Below are 15,928 nucleotides of genomic sequence, written 5' to 3'. Positions count from 1 at the left end.
GCACGACGTGCACCCCGACGACTGCCAGGAGGGCCGTAACCCGTGGCGATTTCGGATATCAAGGAATACGCCCATCTGACCGATGCCGACGTCGAAGCTCTCGGCGTCGAGCTCGACGCTATCCGGCGTGACATCGAGGCATCGCGCGGCGAGAAGGATGCGCGGTACATCCGCAACACCATTCGTCTGCAGCGGACGCTCGAAATCGGCGGTCGCGCTGTGCTTTTCGCCAGCCGTAAGCGTCCCGCCTGGTTGCTGGGCACGGGCATGCTCGGGGTCGCGAAGATCATCGAGAACATGGAACTCGGCCACAACGTGATGCACGGGCAGTGGGACTGGATGAACGATCCGGAGATCCACTCGACCTCGTGGGAGTGGGACAACACCGGTCCGTCCGCGCACTGGAAGCAGACGCACAACTACATCCACCACAAGTACACGAACGTTCTCGGCATGGACGACGACGTGGGCTACGGTCTGCTGCGCGTCACCCGGGACCAGCGGTGGAAGCCGTTCAACCTGGGCAACCCGGTGTACAACCTGCTGCTGCAGCTGTTCTTCGAGTACGGCGTCGCCGCTCAGCACCTCGAACTCGGGAAGGTCGCCAAGGGGCGCGTTCCCCGCGAGGAGTTCGAGCGGAAGCGTAGCGAGGTGCTGGCGAAGATCGGTCGCCAGATCGCCAAGGATTACGTCATCTACCCGGCAGTGACAGGCCCGGCCTGGAAGAGCACGCTGACGGCCAACATCGTCGCGAACATGATTCGCAACGTGTGGACCAACACCGTCATCTTCTGCGGGCATTTCCCCGACGGTGCCGAGAAGTTCACCAAGAAGGACATGGAGAACGAAACGCAGGGGCAGTGGTACCTGCGTCAGATGCTCGGCAGCGCCAACTTCGAAGCAGGGCCCGTCATGGAGTTCATGAGCGGAAACCTCTGCTATCAGATCGAGCACCACCTGTTCCCCGACCTGCCGAGCAACCGGCTGCGCGAGATCAAGTTCCGTGTTCTCGAACTGGCCGAGAAGTACGACTTGCCGTACACCACAGGGTCTCTCGGTAAGCAGTACCTGCTGTCGTGGCGCACCATCGCGAAGCTCTCGCTGCCGAACAAGTACCTCAAGGCGACGGCCGACGACGCACCGGAAACCGCGTCGGAGAAGAAGTTCGCGGGCGCGACCGGCGGTCTGCTGACCGTCGATCCCGAGACCGGCAAGCGTCGCGGACTGCGTACCGCGATCCAGGAATCGAAGAAGAACAAGGGGATTCGCGGTCTGATCGCGAAACTCTCGAAGTAGGCGCCTTCGGCGCACGTGCGCGCGAATGTACAGCCCGCTGCACATTCGCGCGCACGTGCGTCTACCAGGCGTCGTTGGTCCGGACGGCTTCGAGCAGCGATCGGACGGCGCGGACGCGTCGGGCAGCGTCGCCGGTCAATGTGTCGAGCGCGCACTCGGGATCCGCGGGCGGGCCGAGATGAGTGCATCCGCGTGGGCAGTCGTCGATGGTCTCCGCGAGGTCGGAGAACGCCGCCACGACGTCCTCCGGCGCGATGTGAGCAAGGCCGAAGGACCGGATACCGGGCGTGTCGATGACCCAGCCGCCACCGGGTAGTGGCAATGCGACCGACTGCGTCGACGTGTGACGGCCCTTGCCGACGCCGGACACGACACCGGTGGCGCGATGCGCGTCGGGCACGAGCCTGTTGACCATCGTCGATTTGCCGACGCCGGAGTGCCCGATCAACGCCGTGACCGTGCCGGCGAGAACGCCGGTCAGTTCGCCGAGGTCTTCGCTCTGGCCGGCCAGTACCACCGGGACGTCGAGATCGGCGAACGCCGCCGCGAACTCGGTCGGATCGGCCAGATCGCTCTTGGTCAGGCAGAGGATCGGATTCAGTCCGCCGACGTAGGCGGCCACGAGCGCCCGTTCGACGAACCCCGTGCGCGGGGGCGGATCGGCCAGCGCCGAGACGATGAGCAGCTGTTCGGCGTTCGCGACGACCACGCGCTCGTACGGGTCGGTGTCGTCGGCGGTGCGGCGCAACACCGTTCGCCGTTCGGACACCCGCACGATGCGTGCCAAGGTGTCGACCTTGCCGGACAGATCTCCGACGATGTCGACGTCGTCGCCGACGACAATAGGAGTGCGGCCCAGTTCACGCGCCCGCATCGTCACGACGGGCCTGTCCGGATCGCCGCCGAGTACGCAGCCCCATCGGCCACGGTCGACCGAGACCACCATCGCCGATTCCGCGTCGGCGTGCTCGGGTCGCGTCTTCGTCCTGGGCCGTGAACTCTTGCCAGGACGAATCCGCACATCCGACTCGTCGTACCGACGGCGACTCAGGACGACGACCCAACGCGTCCGGGCGTGCCCGCGAGCATCTCGTCCCACAGGAGTGCGAAGCCGGGGAGCGTCTTCGACGTCGTATCGATGTCGTCCACCTCGACACCGTCGACCACGAGGCCGAGAATGGCTCCCGCCGTTGCCATTCGGTGATCGGCGTAGGCGCGCCACACTCCCTGGTGCAGCGGCGCGGGGGTGATCTCCAGGCCGTCGTCGGTCTCGACTGCAGTGCCGCCGAGACGATTGATCTCCGTCACCAGGGCGGCGAGACGATCGGTCTCGTGGCCGCGCAGGTGCGCGATTCCGCGCAGCGTGGAGCGGCCGTCCGCGAGTGCGGCCAGCGCGGCGACGGTCGGGGTCAATTCGCCGACGTCGTGCAGATCGACGTCGATCCCGCGCACCGTCTGTGGTCCACGAACCACCAGGGTGCCGTCGTCCAGTGTGACCTCGGCGCCCATCGACGTGAGAATGTCGCGGATCGCATCACCCGGCTGGGTCGTCGACGACGGCCAATGCGGCACGCGCACTTCGCCTCCCGTCACGGCGGCTGCGGCGAGGAACGGGGTGGCGTTCGACAGATCGGGTTCGACAACCCAGTCGACCGCTCGAATCGGTCCCGGATGCACTCGCCAGGTGTCGGCGTCGCCGCTGTCGGCGGGAGTGTCCACCCGGACACCCGCGCGCTGCAGCATCTCGACGGTCATATCGATGTGCGGCATCGACGGAACCGGCTTGCCGACGTGATTGATGGTGACGCCGTCGTCGAACGCGGCAGCGGACAGCATCAGGCCCGAGACGAACTGCGAGGAGCCCGACGCGTCGATCTCGACGGGACCGCCTGCGAGGCGTCCGTTGCCCGTCACGGTGAAGGGAAGCGCGTTGCCGTCCACCTGGGCGCCCAGTGTCTGCAATGCGCCCAGGATCGTGTCCAGGGGCCTGGAACGGGCCTGCTCGTCACCGTCGAACGCGACGGTGCCCGTGGCGAGCGCGGCGAGCGGCGGAACGAAGCGCATGACCGTACCTGCGAGGCCGCAGTCGATGGTCGCGGCGTGCAGGGGAGCGGGCGTGACCGTCAGCGATGTCGGGTCGTCGGCATCGATGTCGATGCCGACCCCGAGGTCGCGCAACGCGGCGATCATCAGGTCGGTGTCGCGGCTGCGCAGCGTGCCCGTCACCGACGAGGAACCCTCGGCCAGAGCCGAGATGATCAATGCGCGGTTGGTGATGGACTTGGATCCGGGCAGGGTGACGGTCGCGTGGACTGGGGTGGTCGCGGTCGGCGCTGTCCAATTGCTCACCTGCCCATCTTTGCGCATCGAGCTTCAGCTCGCCCCGATGGGCGCCGTCACGGCGTGGGTGAGTCGCACCAGGTCGTGCGGATCGAGCTCGATCTCGAGTCCACGACGCCCGCCGCTGCAGAGCACCCGGTCCCATCCGAGCGCGGACTCGTCGACGACGGTCGCCAGCGCTCGCTTCTGGCCGAGGGGCGAGATTCCACCGAACACGTAGCCGGTGGAACGCTCTGCTTCGGCGCGTTCGGCCATCGCGGCCTTGCGTGCGCCGAGAGCGGCGGCGGCGGCTTTCAGGGAAAGAGTCGTCGTGACGGGGAGGACGGCGACAGCCAGGGCTCCGTCGTGCTTTCTGATCACCAGGGTCTTGAAGATCTGGGACTTGTCGACGCCCAGCCGGGCGCCGAGGACGTCGGCGGCCTCGGTTCCGTACGACTCCGATCGAGGGTCGTGATCGTAGGTGTGCACCTCGTGGTCGACCCTCTGCTTGCGAAGGACGGCGATCGCTGGTGTGGACGCTGCGGCCATGGCGTCACTGTATCGACGGGTCCTCGTTCGACGGAGCAGGGAACAGGTGGGGCTCTCGCGGTGTTCTTGTGGGTCGAGTACCGAACGAGCAGGAAGGGAGACGCTGTGGCTGTATCGACGACCGAGCGCCCCGTCCGCGCTGCCACCGACGGCAGCGCGATCTACGTGAAGGACCTGACATCGCCCGCGGTAGCCTGGAAGGACATGGCTACCGAAGGGATCAGCGTGGAGGAAGTCGAGCGCACAGCTCAGGCGGCGGCTGAATCGGAGACCGAACTGACGGAACGCTTCGAACGTGATGCGCTCCCGATGCTGGACCAGTTGTACGGTGCCGCACTGCGGATGACGAGAAATCCGGCCGACGCGGAGGACCTGGTCCAAGAGACCTACATCAAGGCCTATTCCGCTTTCCGGTCGTTCCGCGAGGGCACGAACCTCAAGGCCTGGCTGTACCGCATTCTGACCAACACCTACATCAACTCGTACCGGAAGAAGCAGCGGCAACCTGCGCAGTATCCGACGGACGAGATCACCGATTGGCAGTTGGCCGCGACCGCCGAGCATTCGTCGACCGGACTGCGTTCGGCCGAGGTCGAGGCGCTCGACTCGTTGCCCGACGACGACATCAAGGAAGCGCTGCAGTCGCTTCCCGAGGAGTTCCGGATGGCGGTGTACTACGCCGACGTCGAAGGATTCCCGTACAAGGAGATCGCCGAGATCATGGGCACGCCCATCGGAACGGTGATGTCGCGGTTGCACAGAGGCCGCAAGCAACTCAGAGGCCTGCTCGCAGGCGTGGCCCGTGAGCGTGGATTCAATCGAGGCGGAGCGGTGGACGTGCACGAGCAGGAGGTTTCGCGGTGACATCGGATGCGGACAGGACACCGGATGCCGACGCGGCGAACAGCGAGTTCGAGAAGCTGGACTGCTCCGCAGTCATCGCAGACGTGTGGCTCATGCTGGACAACGAGTGCGACGAAGGCACCAAGCACCGGCTGAAGCGTCATCTCGACGAGTGCGGGTCGTGCTTGGCCGCGTACGGGATCGAGGAGAAGGTCAAGAGCCTCATCGGGCGTAAGTGCGGCGGTGAGCAGGCGCCGTCCGGGCTCCGGGAACGCCTGAGCATCGAGATCCGTCGGACCGTGCTGATCAAGCGGTCCGAGAGCGAGTAGACGACCGACGAACACGAGAAAGGCCGGGAAGCCATGTGCTTCCCGGCCTTTCGTGTCTCGGCGCTCGCGTCAGCTGTTGGGACGCTTGCCGTGGTTTGCTGCGTTGCCCTTGCGGCTGCGCTTCTTACGTCCACGCTTACCCATGTGTAGCTCCTCTCGTAGATTCACTACAGTCTTTCACGTGTGATCGGGTGTGCGTCCACGGGTGCCGTGGAGCGCGACGAACGAGAGGGAGAGTCATGGCCGAGGACGTGCGCGCGGAGATGGTGTCGACCGTCTTTCAGATCGTCGTAGCCGAGGGCGACACGGTCGCGGTCGGGGACACCCTCGTCGTCCTCGAATCGATGAAGATGGAGATTCCGGTGCTGGCCGAGACGTCGGGAACCGTCACGACGATCGGCGTCGAGGTCGGTGACGTCATCCAGCAGGGTGACCTCATCGCCGTCGTGGCCTGACACATCCGAAGTCGACACCGTGTCCACGCTGAGCGATCTGCTGGCCGAGCACACCGACCTGCCGGGTGAGGCCGTCGACCATCTGCAGCGGGTGGTCGGGGAGTGGCAACTGCTCGCCGACCTGTCCTTCGCCGACCTGTTGCTGTGGGTCGGCACCGACGACGTCGAGGGCGCGCCCGGCGCCAAGGTGCTGTGTGTGGCACAGTGCAGGCCGACCACCGCCCCGACGGCGTTCACCGAGGACATGGTCGGGGCCGTCGTATCCGAATCCCAGCATCCGACGGTCATCGACTCCCTCGTGAGCCGCGAGATCGTCCGCGGCGAGGTCGGGGGGTCGGACAGCGTGCCCGTTCGCTGCGGCGAACACGTGATCGCCGTGCTGACCCGCGATGTGAACCCCACGCAGCAGCGTCCACCCAGCGCGCTAGAGATCGCCTACCGCGACAGCGCGGACGATCTGTGCCGCATGATCGGCGACGGCACGTTTCCGACGCCGGTCGAGCGCACGGACGTCAATTCGTCGCCTCGTGCAGGTGACGGCTTCATCCGCCTCGACACCGAGGGACGCGTCGTCTACGCGAGCCCGAACGCGCTGTCCGCTTATCACCGAATGGGCTTGTCGACGGAACTGTCGGGCCGTGACCTGGCGTCGGTGACGCGTTCGCTGATCACCGACCCGTTCGACTCGCAGGAAGCCGCCGACCATATCCGGGCGACTCTGACGGCAAGCGTCGGCCACCGTATGGAGGTCGACGCGCGCGGTGCCACGGTGTTGATCAGAACGCTGTCGCTGCGACCTCACGACCGTTCGGTCGGAGCGATCGTCCTCGTGCGCGACGTCACCGAGGTGAAGCGTCGGGACCGGGCGCTGCTCAGCAAGGACGCGACCATCCGGGAGATCCATCACCGGGTGAAGAACAACCTGCAGACCGTTGCCGCGCTGCTGCGGCTGCAGTCGCGTCGCACCGAGAACGAGGAGGCTCGGGTCGCATTGAGCGAGTCGGTCCGACGCGTCACGTCGATCGCCGTCGTCCACGAGATGCTGTCCATGTCGGTGGACGAAGAGGTCGATCTCGACGAGATCGTCGACCGCCTCGTCCCGATCATGCTCGACGTGGGAACCGTCGATCCGCGAGTTCGGGTGAAGCGCACAGGCAAGCTGGGCGTCTTCTCCGCCGAGCGTGCGACGCCGTTGGTGATGGTGTTGACCGAACTCGTGCAGAACGCGATGGAGCACGGTTTCGAGGCAGGTACCGCAGGAACCGTGCTGATCACCGCCGACCGGTCGGCCCGGTGGCTCGACGTCGTCATCCACGACGACGGCCAGGGATTGCCCACCGGCTTCTCGCTCGAGCGGTCCGAAGGGCTCGGTCTTCAGATCGTCCGAACGTTGGTGTCCGTCGAACTGAACGGCTCTCTCGGCCTTCATCCCGCGCAGGGCGGGGGAACCGATGCGTCCCTTCGTGTTCCGCTCGGTCGCCGTCCCCGCACGCCCTGACGCGCCCGCCACGCGGGCATCCGGCCGGCCCGACGGACACGACCCCCCGAACGCAGAAGAACCCGGCTCCCCCTGAGCCGGGTTCTTTCTCCGAATCAGCTCGTCCGAAGCGAGCGTCGGGATCCGTTGCTAGACGGAGCTGCGTGCACGCGTACGTGCATTACGCCGCTTCAGTGCGCGACGCTCGTCCTCGCTCATTCCACCCCACACGCCTGCGTCCTGGCCGGACTCGAGTGCCCACGAGAGGCACTCTGCGGTGACTGGGCAACGCGTGCAGACGACCTTGGCATCAGCGATCTGCGCGAGAGCCGGGCCGCTGTTTCCCACGGGGAAAAAGAGTTCCGGGTCTTCGTCGCGACAAATGGCCTTGTGGCGCCAGTCCATCCTCTGCTCCTTACCGGGCGCCGTAGCGCCATAGTTTCTCTGTAGTTCACGAGTGCGTATCGAATGTTTCCGCACTGTTGCTTGTGAATGCTTTCACGAACTTAGGGGAAGTCAAGAGATAGCCGTGTGTCCGTGGTCAAGCTCACTCTGTTAGGCTCGCTTAAGCCTCCTGCGCTCCTTTGTACCCCGATGGAGGTGATTCTGCTGAGATTTCCCCAGCAAAACCGGCCTCGGGCGTTGTGGCGAGCCCTGCCTTACGGGTACGTAACTACCCGATCGGGCAGGTGTCACTGGGGTCTCGGAGCCACCACTTCCAACGCCGACGGTGTGGAGAAGAATTCCGCTTCCGTGCGCTCGCCGAGATAGTCACCGTCCATCTGCAGTCCGATCGGTTCCGACGACGTGATGCGGACGCGAGGAACGTCGTCGTGTCGAAACAGCTTGCGGGACTTGGGTTCCGACGTGGCCGACAGCAGCTGTCGCGACACGTTCAAGCTGGGGAACACCTTGGTCGTCCGCATCGCGAACAGGCCGAGTCCGGTCTCGAACGACGTGCCGGGATTGGTGTGCACTGGCCGTTCGCTCAGGTAAGTCCACGGGCTCGAGTTGGAAACGAAAGCGTAATGAACTCCTGTTACCGAATCGTGACCCGGGATGTCGACAGTCAGCGTCGGTTCGTGATTTTTCTTACGAAAGAACTCGCGCACCGACGCCCGGACGTACCGGCTCGGCGACACCGGTCTGCCGTTCTTGCGGCTCGCGTCGATGGCACGGCAGACGTCTGCGTCGAGGCCGAGTCCGGCGTTGAACGTGAACCAGCGGTTGTCGCAATGTCCGAGTCCGATGGTGCGCCTCGAGCGTTCCGACAGCAGGTCGATCAACTGGTTCGTGGCCGCCACCGGATCCGACGGAATGCCGAGCGAGCGGGCGAACACGTTCGCGCTGCCGCCTGGGACGACGGCGAGCGGCGGTATCGCACCGATGGTGACCGATTTCATCGACGCCGGGAGGGGAACTCCGAGCATGCCGTTGACCACTTCGTTGACGGTTCCGTCGCCGCCGTGGACGATCACCAGACCCATTCCGTCGTCACGGGCCTGGGATGCCAGTTCGGCTGCGTGGTTGCGATGCGTCGTATGGGCGACGGTGACGCGAACACGACTCGACAGGGCGTGTGCCAAGAGGTCGCGAGCCGCGGGGGTGGTCGAGGTCGCATTGGGATTGACGATCAGGAGCGCGCGCACGGGAACCGAGCCTATCGGCACCGGTTGGGGGGACAGGAGTGGAGCCTGCAGGAACGACCGGATGAGAGGCAGGAGTGGAGCCTGCAGGAACGACCGGAAAGGGGCCAGCAGTGGAGCCTGCAGGAACGACCGGAAAGGGGCCAGCAGTGGAGCCTGCAGGAACGAGCCGATTATCCTGGCCGAGTGTCGACGCCTTCGCTGCCTCAGGTGCCCCCCGTGACGTTTCGATCCGCGGGAGTGCTCGTCGCCGTGGAGGGAATCGTCGCGCTCGTCGCCGCGGTCGTGTACGTGGTTCGTGCCGTCGAGGGGTCGGACCGGACCACGGCGAACGGGTACGGAACTGCCGGGTGGTTCGCGGTCGTCGGCGCTGCGGTGCTCGCGGCCGGCGTCGCGCTGATCGCGGGCAAGCGGTGGGGGCGTGCCATCGCGCTCGTCGTTCAGTTGCTGCTGCTGCCCGTCGTGTGGGCGCTGTTGACGGATTCACACCAGCCGCTGTACGGGGCGCTGCTCGGTGCAGGTGTGCTGTCGATTCTCGTGCTGCTGTTCAGTCCGCCGTCGTCGAGATGGATGGCGGCCGAGTACGGCCAGGACGACGACGAGAGCTAGCTCGCACGCCTGCCGGTCCGGACGGACGGGTGAATGTTGTGGACGGCGATCTGCCGGTACGAGTGCTCGAATCCGAGAACCGAGTACGCGGCGGGGGACATGGCGAATCGTTTGCCCTCGGACACGGGTAGTTCGGTCCATCGGGTGAGCAGTGCTCGGGAGAAGTGACCGTGCCCGACGAGGACGACGTCACGTTCCGGCAGAGCCGACAGGGCCACCGACAGAACGAGGTCTGCGCGGGTGCCGATTTCGTCCATCGTCTCGCCGTTCGGGCACGGATGGGTCCAGACCGTCCAGTGCGGCACGTTCTGTCGGATCTCCGGCGTGGTCATGCCCTCGTAGTCGCCGTAGTCCCACTCGGCCAGTGCATCCCACGGTCGATCGATGTCGAGGCCTGCCAGCTGCGCGGTTCGCCGAGCACGCTCGCGTGGGCTGCTCAGCACGAGCGGATCGCGTAGGTCGAGTTCGCCGAGCAACGTGCCCGCCGCGACCGCCTGTTCCTCGCCGACGGCCGTGAGCGGGACGTCCGTCGTGCCGGTGTGACGCCCGGTCGTCGCCCATTCGGTCTCGCCGTGCCGGAGCAGAACGACACGTCCGTGGTCACCGCTGGCTGTTGCGCTCATGCTCATATAGTGCCGTGCGGCACTGTGGCTTTCGCGTCCGGCTCGACCGAATCGGACGAACGGGACGTCGTGTCCGGTCTCACAGCCGTCCGGCCCGATCCGGTCGCTAAATGAATTGAGTGGTCGGCTCGATAACGCGATACTGTCTCCCGTCGGCCGGAACGCGTGCACTCTCGCCCGTTCCACGCGGGTGAGGACGTCTCGAACCCCGTCAACGCAGCCGACGGTTCGACCGATCGTCTCGTCGCCCGATGCTCGATGTCGCGGCGCGCGAATCACAGTGGACGCGTGCACGGCGTGCTCGCGAAGAAAAGAAGGACGGATGCCCATGACGCAGCCAGGATCATCGCCACCGGGTGCAGCCGAGCCGGAGAAGCTCGACTCGGCCGTGTTGAAGGTCGCGGGCGTCGTCGTGCTCGGCGCGATCATGTCGATTCTCGACGTCACCGTCGTCAGTGTCGCGGTGCCGACGTTCATGGACGTGTTCGACGCGACGTACGCGACCGTCGCGTGGACCATGACGGGCTACACGCTCGCCCTCGCAACGGTCATTCCGTTGACCGGATGGGCTGCGGACAGGTTCGGAACGAAGCGTCTCTACATCACTGCGCTCGTGTTGTTCGTGCTCGGGTCCGTCCTGTGCAGTTTCGCGTGGGACATCACGTCGCTGATCGTGTTCCGCGTGCTCCAGGGTCTCGGTGGCGGCATGCTGATGCCGCTCGGTATGACGATCATGACGCGTGCAGCGGGCCCGGAGCGCATCGGCCGTGTCATGGCCGTCCTCGGCGTGCCGATGCTGCTCGGCCCGATCAGTGGTCCGATCCTGGGTGGTTGGCTTCTCGAGGCGGCCAGCTGGCATTGGATCTTCCTGATCAACGTGCCGATCGGCATCGTCGCGCTCATCGCCGCCGTCGTGATTCTGCCGCAGGACGCACCGACACCGTCGGAGTCGTTCGACTTCCTGGGCATGCTGATGCTGTCGCCGGGTCTCGCCCTGTTCCTGTTCGGTGTGTCGTCGATCCCCGAGACCGAGACGGTGTTCGCGACGCGAGTTCTCGTCCCGGCCATCGTCGGTGCAGTGCTCATCGTGCTGTTCGTCTTCCATGCTCTGCGCACCGAGCACCCGTTGATCGATCTGCGACTGTTCCGAAACCGTGCGCTCACCATCGCAGTCGTCACGACGCTGTTCTTCATCACCGCGTTCATGGGCGCCGGCCTGTTGTTCCCCAGCTACTTCCTGCAGATTCGCGGCGAGACCACGTTGGCAGCAGGTCTGCTCCTTGCGCCGCAGGGCCTCGGCGCGATGCTGACCATGCCGATCGCGGGCACGCTTGCGGACCGCATCGGCCCGGGAAAGATCGTGCTCGTCGGACTGGTCTTCGTGACCGCGGGTATGGCCGTGTTCACACAGGTCGGGCCGGACACGTCCTACGTCCTGCTGCTCGGCGGGCTGTTCGTGATGGGCATGGGCCTCGGCTCGACGATGATGCCGATCATGACAGCGGCGCTGCAGACGCTCACCGACCACAGCGTGGCTCGCGGATCGACGCTGATGAACATCGTCCAGCAGACGTGCGGTTCCATCGGTACGGCCGTCATGTCCGTCGTGTTGACCAACCAGCTCAAGGGCGTCGAGTCGGCGACATCGCCGGTCGAGGCGCTGAGCATCTCGGCGGACGGTTTCGCGACGACGTTCACCGTGGCACTCGTGCTGGTCGTTCTGACGTTCGTCCCCGCGTTCTTCCTGCCGCGTAAGAAGGTCACCCCGTCCGAGGGCAAAGACTCGGCAGCACCGGTGATCATGCACTGACACGTCGTGAATCTGCACTGTGGGCGCGTCGACCATCCGGACTCGAAGGGTGTGCGACGCGCCCACGGTCGTCTTGTCTGGCCACCAGCGCCGATGTAAGCGAGGATCTAACGCTGTGACGACTGTACTGGCGGTTGCGAATCAGAAGGGTGGCGTCGCGAAGACCACGACAGTGGCATCACTTGCGGCGGCACTGCACGCGCTCGATCAGCGGGTCTTGGTGATCGACCTCGATCCCCAAGGCTGTCTCACCTTCTCGTTGGGGCACAACCCGGACAAGCTCGAGACGTCGGTGCACGACGTCCTCACCGGTGACACGCCGCTGTCCGACGCGGTCGTCGAGACCGACGAGGGCATCGTCCTGCTGCCGGCCACCATCGACCTCGCGGGCGCAGAGGCGCTGTTGTTGATGCGAGCCGGGAGGGAGTACGCGCTGAAGCGGGCGTTGGCGTCGGTGCAGGACGATTTCGACGTCGTCGTGATCGACTGCCCGCCGTCGCTCGGGGTGCTCACTCTGAACGGCCTGACGGCCGCGCATTCGGTTCTGGTGCCGCTGCAATGCGAGACGCTCGCCCATCGCGGTGTCGGCCAGCTGTTGCGGACCGTGTCGGACGTCCAGCAGATCACCAATCCCGATCTCGCTCTGCTCGGCGCTCTACCCACTCTGTTCGACGCTCGCACCACGCACAGCCGCGACATTCTCGGTGACGTGTCCGATCGGTACTCGCTGCCTGTCCTGGCGCCGCCGATTCCGAGGACGGTCCGTTTCGCCGAAGCCACGGCTTCGGGCGCGACCGTTCTGTCGGGACGGAAGAGCAAGGGCGCGCAGGCGTATCGCGAACTCGCGGCGAATCTGCTGGCCTACTGGAACGGGTCGGAACTCGAGACCTATTCGCCGGCCGCGGGCGACTGAGGGGCGCTCAGCGCGACGACGGTCTCTCCGCGTTGTTCGACGACGACGTCGCCGACGACCGCGATACCGACCATTCCCGTGTAGCCGGCCCGATCCACCGGAATGGTGCTGCCCGGCGAACCGGTGCCGGGGTCCAGTACTGCGATGCCGTCGGGAACGGGCACGAGAAGCTTGCCTGCCATGACCGCTCCCGGGCCGAGCGCGGACGGCAGCGACCAGACGGGTGACAGGTCGCCGAGTCCCAGCGCGACCGTGGCGGTTCCGGTCCACCACGCGAACACCGATGCTGCCTTGACGACGGTGTCGTCGTTCGGAAACGGACCCGCGCCCGCGACGGCGTCGGGTAGGTCGAATTCCGACAGTTGTTGCGCGGTGCCGTCGAAGATCGCGACCCGCGCGGGCTCGCCTGGCGACGCCGGAATGGCAAGTGCAACACGGTCTCCCGACGCGACCAACACGGTGGCGCCGTCGATCTCGCCCTCGGGGCCGGTGAGCGCTGCGACGACGGACGAGCCGTATACCTCCGGCTGCTGCGCGTCCTTCGGCGCCGGGTTCAGCATCGTCAGACGTGCGGCGTCCTCGCCGGGGCACCGTTCGAGCACTGCGACGCGCGAGGAGTTCGACGCCGACGACAGCAATGTGCAACCGGTGCGCGGTTGGGAGTTCGGATTGACCGGAGCATCGACGCGGCCGTACTCGAGTGTGCGCACGAGATCCGACCGCCACAGTTCCATGCGGGTGTCACCTCGCGAGGTCAGATACGTGCCGTCGTCGGTGGTCCGAACTGCGGCGTCGGCATCGGAGGTGCGCTGTGCCTTCCGCATGCCGGTCGCACCGTCGAGCTCGGTGACCTGTGAGCAGCCGCGATCGTCGGAGTAGATCGCGACCGCCGTGTTCCAGGCGTCGGTCACGTCGCACAACGCTCGGTCCCGCTCGTAGGACCACGCGACGTCACCCGTGGTGGGGTCGTGTCCCTCCACGGTGCCACCGTCCCCGGTGACGACGGCGGCACCGGTGACGATCGGTGATCGGGTGACGGGACTCCGGGCGCGCCAGAGCTCGGTCAACGCCGTCGGCACCGCTGTCGCGGTGTCGGTCTGGGGGAGCGGCGACGTCGCGACGGTGTCCGTCGTTCCGTGTGCGTCGCTCCTGAGCCAGACGACGGCAAGTCCGAGCACCACGACGACGAGGATCACCGCCGCCGCGACGAGATCCGATCGCCGTCGACGTTCCGGTGCCAGCACGAAGAGAGAGACTACTCCGACGCGGTCTGCGCGGGTGCGGCCGACGCGGGGGAGCGGCGACGACGACGGCGTCGTCGCGGGGCAGCCTCGGTGCCGGCGTCGGCGGGAGCGCTCTCCGAGCCGTTGTCGGCGGTCTCGCCTGCGTCCGCGCGGCGAGCAGTGGGCTTGCCTGCCCTCGTGCGCGTCCGGTTGCGGGTACGACGCGGCTTCGATCGGGCCGCGTCGGCGTCGGCGTCGGCTGCGTCGTCGTTCTCGGCGGTGCCTGCGTCGGATGCCCCGACCTTCGGTTCCGGCGTCTTCTTGATCGAACCGGTGACGTCCGTGGGGATGTCGAGGTCGTCGAAGAGGTGAGGCGAGCTCGAGTACGTCTCGATCGGGTCGGGCGTGCCGAGGTCGAGCGCCTTGTCGATGGCCTGCCAGCGGGGGATGTCGTCCCAGTCGACGAGGGTCACCGCGATGCCGGTGCGTCCGGCGCGGCCGGTGCGACCGATGCGGTGGACGTAGGTCTTCTCGTCCTCGGGGCACTGGTAGTTGATGACGTGGGTGACGTCGTCGATGTCGATACCGCGCGCGGCGACGTCGGTGGCGACGAGCACGTCGATGCTGCCGCTCCGGAACTTCTTCAGTGCCTTCTCGCGCTGGATCTGGCCGAGGTCTCCGTGGACGGCGCCGACGGCGAAGCCACGCTCGAGCAACTCGTCGGCGACCTTCTGCGCGGTGCGCTTGGTGCGGACGAAGATCATCGTCGCGCCGCGGCCGTTCGCCTGCAGGACTTTGGACACCATCTCGACCTTGTCGAGAGCGTGGGCGCGGTAGATGTGCTGGGTGGTGCGGTCGTGCACGGCGGACGACTCGGCCTCTTCGGCGCGGATGTGCGTCGGCTGCGTCAGGAACGTGCGTGCCAGGGTGATGATCGGGCCGGGCATCGTGGCGGAGAACAGCATCGTCTGACGGCCCGCGTGGGTCGACCCCGCCGACGGTCCGTCGGGGACCATGCCGAGAATGCGTTCGATGTCGGGTAGGAAACCGAGGTCCAGCATCTCGTCGGCCTCGTCGAGTACGAGGACTCCGATCTTGCCGAGAATCAGGTGGCCCTGCTTCGCGAGGTCGAGGAGTCGTCCCGGCGTGCCGACGACGACGTCGACGCCCTTCTGCAGCGCGCTGATCTGCGTCTCGTACGGCTTGCCGCCGTAGATCGACAGGATCTTCACCGGCCCGTTCGACGACTTCAGGTGCTTCGACGCGTTGGCGAGGTCGGCGCTGACCTGGATGCACAGCTCGCGCGTCGGCACGATGACCAGAGCTCGGGGGGTGCCGTCCAGCGGCGTCGTACCGGAGTCGGTGGTCGCGACGCGATGCAGCAACGGCACGCCGAATCCGAACGTCTTGCCCATGCCGGTGCGTGCCTGGCCGATGAGGTCGTCGCCTGCGAGCGCGAGCGGGAGCGTCAACTCCTGGATCGCGAAGGTGCGCTCGATGCCGATCTCTTTCAAGGAGCGGACGATGTCGTCGCGAACTCCCAGTTCGGCGAATGTGGGCGGAACGTGTGTGTCGTCGAGTTGTGCGGACAACGTGGTGTCGCCGGTCTCGGTTTCCTGGTCGACGATGATCTTGCTCAGGGTTCTGGCCTTCCTCGTGGTCACACGTACGCACGAAGAAGGGCACAGGCCTATTGCCGGCCGAAGTCGATGCCCTCGTCCCGATGTGATGTCGCAGCGAGCCTCAGCCGTGTCGGAAATAGACACACGATCGGCGAAGCAGTCGGAGCGACCCGGGGCGGGTGCGCACACATTGTCGTGAATCTTCGCGGTGAAA

Annotated in this window: 17 protein-coding genes; 8 read left to right on the top strand and 9 right to left on the bottom strand. The window is 66.2% G+C overall.

Annotated elements, in window-relative coordinates:
• Positions 1-42: 42 nt before the first annotated feature.
• Positions 43-1,296, top strand: coding sequence for a fatty acid desaturase family protein (locus A3K89_RS02875; RefSeq protein WP_068421486.1), 1,254 nt, complete (start codon positions 43-45; stop codon positions 1,294-1,296).
• A gap of 61 nt (positions 1,297-1,357) precedes the next feature.
• Here the strand turns inward: A3K89_RS02875 and rsgA are convergent, their stop codons facing one another.
• The 3 genes from rsgA to ybaK are packed head-to-tail and all read right to left on the bottom strand — an operon-like array spanning position 1,358 to position 4,164.
• Positions 1,358-2,395, bottom strand: coding sequence for a ribosome small subunit-dependent GTPase A (rsgA, locus tag A3K89_RS02870; RefSeq protein WP_371828782.1), 1,038 nt, complete (start codon positions 2,393-2,395; stop codon positions 1,358-1,360).
• Complete coding sequence (gene aroA / locus A3K89_RS02865) at positions 2,344-3,663, bottom strand: 3-phosphoshikimate 1-carboxyvinyltransferase (protein ID WP_068421483.1); 1,320 nt, start codon at positions 3,661-3,663, stop codon at positions 2,344-2,346. Before aroA ends, rsgA begins: the two co-directional genes overlap by 52 nt.
• A 6-nt stretch (positions 3,664-3,669) precedes the next feature.
• The gene (ybaK, locus tag A3K89_RS02860) at positions 3,670-4,164 is read right to left on the bottom strand and encodes a Cys-tRNA(Pro) deacylase (protein ID WP_068421480.1); all 495 of its coding nucleotides are present in this window, start codon (positions 4,162-4,164) and stop codon (positions 3,670-3,672) included.
• A gap of 204 nt (positions 4,165-4,368) precedes the next feature.
• Here ybaK and A3K89_RS02855 point away from each other — a divergent pair, with 204 nt between their 5' ends.
• A complete protein-coding gene (locus A3K89_RS02855) occupies positions 4,369-5,028 on the top strand; it encodes a sigma-70 family RNA polymerase sigma factor (RefSeq protein WP_068421633.1) in 660 nt (219 codons plus the stop codon).
• The gene (gene rsrA / locus A3K89_RS02850) at positions 5,025-5,336 is read left to right on the top strand and encodes a mycothiol system anti-sigma-R factor (RefSeq protein ID WP_068421478.1); all 312 of its coding nucleotides are present in this window, start codon (positions 5,025-5,027) and stop codon (positions 5,334-5,336) included. Before A3K89_RS02855 ends, rsrA begins: the two co-directional genes overlap by 4 nt.
• A 69-nt stretch (positions 5,337-5,405) precedes the next feature.
• Here the strand turns inward: rsrA and A3K89_RS26770 are convergent, their stop codons facing one another.
• Positions 5,406-5,480 carry a 50S ribosomal protein bL37 gene (locus tag A3K89_RS26770; protein ID WP_110293457.1) on the bottom strand — a complete coding sequence of 25 codons (75 nt, stop codon included), beginning with the start codon at positions 5,478-5,480 and terminating at the stop codon, positions 5,406-5,408.
• Between the two features lie 95 nt (positions 5,481-5,575).
• On the opposite strand from A3K89_RS26770, the gene A3K89_RS02845 reads away from it, so the two are divergent.
• Positions 5,576-5,791, top strand: a complete 216-nt coding sequence (locus tag A3K89_RS02845; RefSeq protein ID WP_068421475.1) for a biotin/lipoyl-binding carrier protein — start codon at positions 5,576-5,578, stop codon at positions 5,789-5,791.
• A gap of 19 nt (positions 5,792-5,810) precedes the next feature.
• The gene (locus A3K89_RS02840; RefSeq protein WP_068421630.1) at positions 5,811-7,289 is read left to right on the top strand and encodes a sensor histidine kinase; all 1,479 of its coding nucleotides are present in this window, start codon (positions 5,811-5,813) and stop codon (positions 7,287-7,289) included.
• A 129-nt stretch (positions 7,290-7,418) separates the two neighbouring features.
• Here the strand turns inward: A3K89_RS02840 and A3K89_RS02835 are convergent, their stop codons facing one another.
• Together A3K89_RS02835 and A3K89_RS02830 are read right to left on the bottom strand one after the other, a co-directional pair.
• On the bottom strand, positions 7,419-7,673 hold the full coding sequence (locus A3K89_RS02835) for a WhiB family transcriptional regulator (protein ID WP_026347946.1): 255 nt from the start codon (positions 7,671-7,673) through the stop codon (positions 7,419-7,421).
• Between the two features lie 287 nt (positions 7,674-7,960).
• On the bottom strand, positions 7,961-8,917 hold the full coding sequence (locus A3K89_RS02830; protein WP_068421472.1) for a diacylglycerol/lipid kinase family protein: 957 nt from the start codon (positions 8,915-8,917) through the stop codon (positions 7,961-7,963).
• A 183-nt stretch (positions 8,918-9,100) separates the two neighbouring features.
• Between A3K89_RS02830 and A3K89_RS02825 the strand changes: the two genes are divergently transcribed.
• Complete coding sequence (locus A3K89_RS02825; protein WP_068421469.1) at positions 9,101-9,523, top strand: hypothetical protein; 423 nt, start codon at positions 9,101-9,103, stop codon at positions 9,521-9,523.
• On the opposite strand, the gene A3K89_RS02820 is transcribed toward A3K89_RS02825, so the two are convergent.
• On the bottom strand, positions 9,520-10,146 hold the full coding sequence (locus A3K89_RS02820; RefSeq protein ID WP_068421629.1) for an acid phosphatase: 627 nt from the start codon (positions 10,144-10,146) through the stop codon (positions 9,520-9,522). The genes A3K89_RS02825 and A3K89_RS02820 overlap by 4 nt on opposite strands.
• A 328-nt stretch (positions 10,147-10,474) precedes the next feature.
• Between A3K89_RS02820 and A3K89_RS02815 the strand changes: the two genes are divergently transcribed.
• Positions 10,475-11,956 carry a DHA2 family efflux MFS transporter permease subunit gene (locus tag A3K89_RS02815; protein WP_068421628.1) on the top strand — a complete coding sequence of 494 codons (1,482 nt, stop codon included), beginning with the start codon at positions 10,475-10,477 and terminating at the stop codon, positions 11,954-11,956.
• 115 nt (positions 11,957-12,071) lie between these two features.
• The gene (locus A3K89_RS02810) at positions 12,072-12,869 is read left to right on the top strand and encodes a ParA family protein (RefSeq protein WP_068421465.1); all 798 of its coding nucleotides are present in this window, start codon (positions 12,072-12,074) and stop codon (positions 12,867-12,869) included.
• Here the strand turns inward: A3K89_RS02810 and A3K89_RS02805 are convergent.
• Positions 12,845-14,113 carry an Rv3212 family protein gene (locus A3K89_RS02805; RefSeq protein WP_068421462.1) on the bottom strand — a complete coding sequence of 423 codons (1,269 nt, stop codon included), beginning with the start codon at positions 14,111-14,113 and terminating at the stop codon, positions 12,845-12,847. The genes A3K89_RS02810 and A3K89_RS02805 overlap by 25 nt on opposite strands.
• Positions 14,114-14,124: 11 nt before the next feature.
• Positions 14,125-15,756: a DEAD/DEAH box helicase gene (locus A3K89_RS02800; protein WP_174551349.1), complete on the bottom strand. Its 1,632-nt coding sequence runs from the start codon at positions 15,754-15,756 to the stop codon at positions 14,125-14,127.
• Positions 15,757-15,928 lie beyond the last annotated feature (172 nt).

This window comes from Rhodococcoides kyotonense (assembly GCF_001645385.1).
Taxonomy (GTDB): Bacteria; Actinomycetota; Actinomycetes; order Mycobacteriales; family Mycobacteriaceae; genus Rhodococcoides; species Rhodococcoides kyotonensis_B.
This window is presented reverse-complemented; position numbering and strand designations above follow the sequence as displayed.

Coding starts and splice junctions, on each gene's coding strand:
- aroA (WP_068421483.1), bottom strand. CDS start 3,663: ATGCGCAAAGATGGGCAGGTGAGCAATTGGACAGCGCCGACCGCGACC.
- A3K89_RS02855 (WP_068421633.1), top strand. CDS start 4,369: ATGGCTACCGAAGGGATCAGCGTGGAGGAAGTCGAGCGCACAGCTCAG.
- A3K89_RS02815 (WP_068421628.1), top strand. CDS start 10,475: ATGACGCAGCCAGGATCATCGCCACCGGGTGCAGCCGAGCCGGAGAAG.
- A3K89_RS02820 (WP_068421629.1), bottom strand. CDS start 10,146: ATGAGCGCAACAGCCAGCGGTGACCACGGACGTGTCGTTCTGCTCCGG.
- A3K89_RS02845 (WP_068421475.1), top strand. CDS start 5,576: ATGGCCGAGGACGTGCGCGCGGAGATGGTGTCGACCGTCTTTCAGATC.
- ybaK (WP_068421480.1), bottom strand. CDS start 4,164: ATGGCCGCAGCGTCCACACCAGCGATCGCCGTCCTTCGCAAGCAGAGG.
- A3K89_RS02835 (WP_026347946.1), bottom strand. CDS start 7,673: ATGGACTGGCGCCACAAGGCCATTTGTCGCGACGAAGACCCGGAACTC.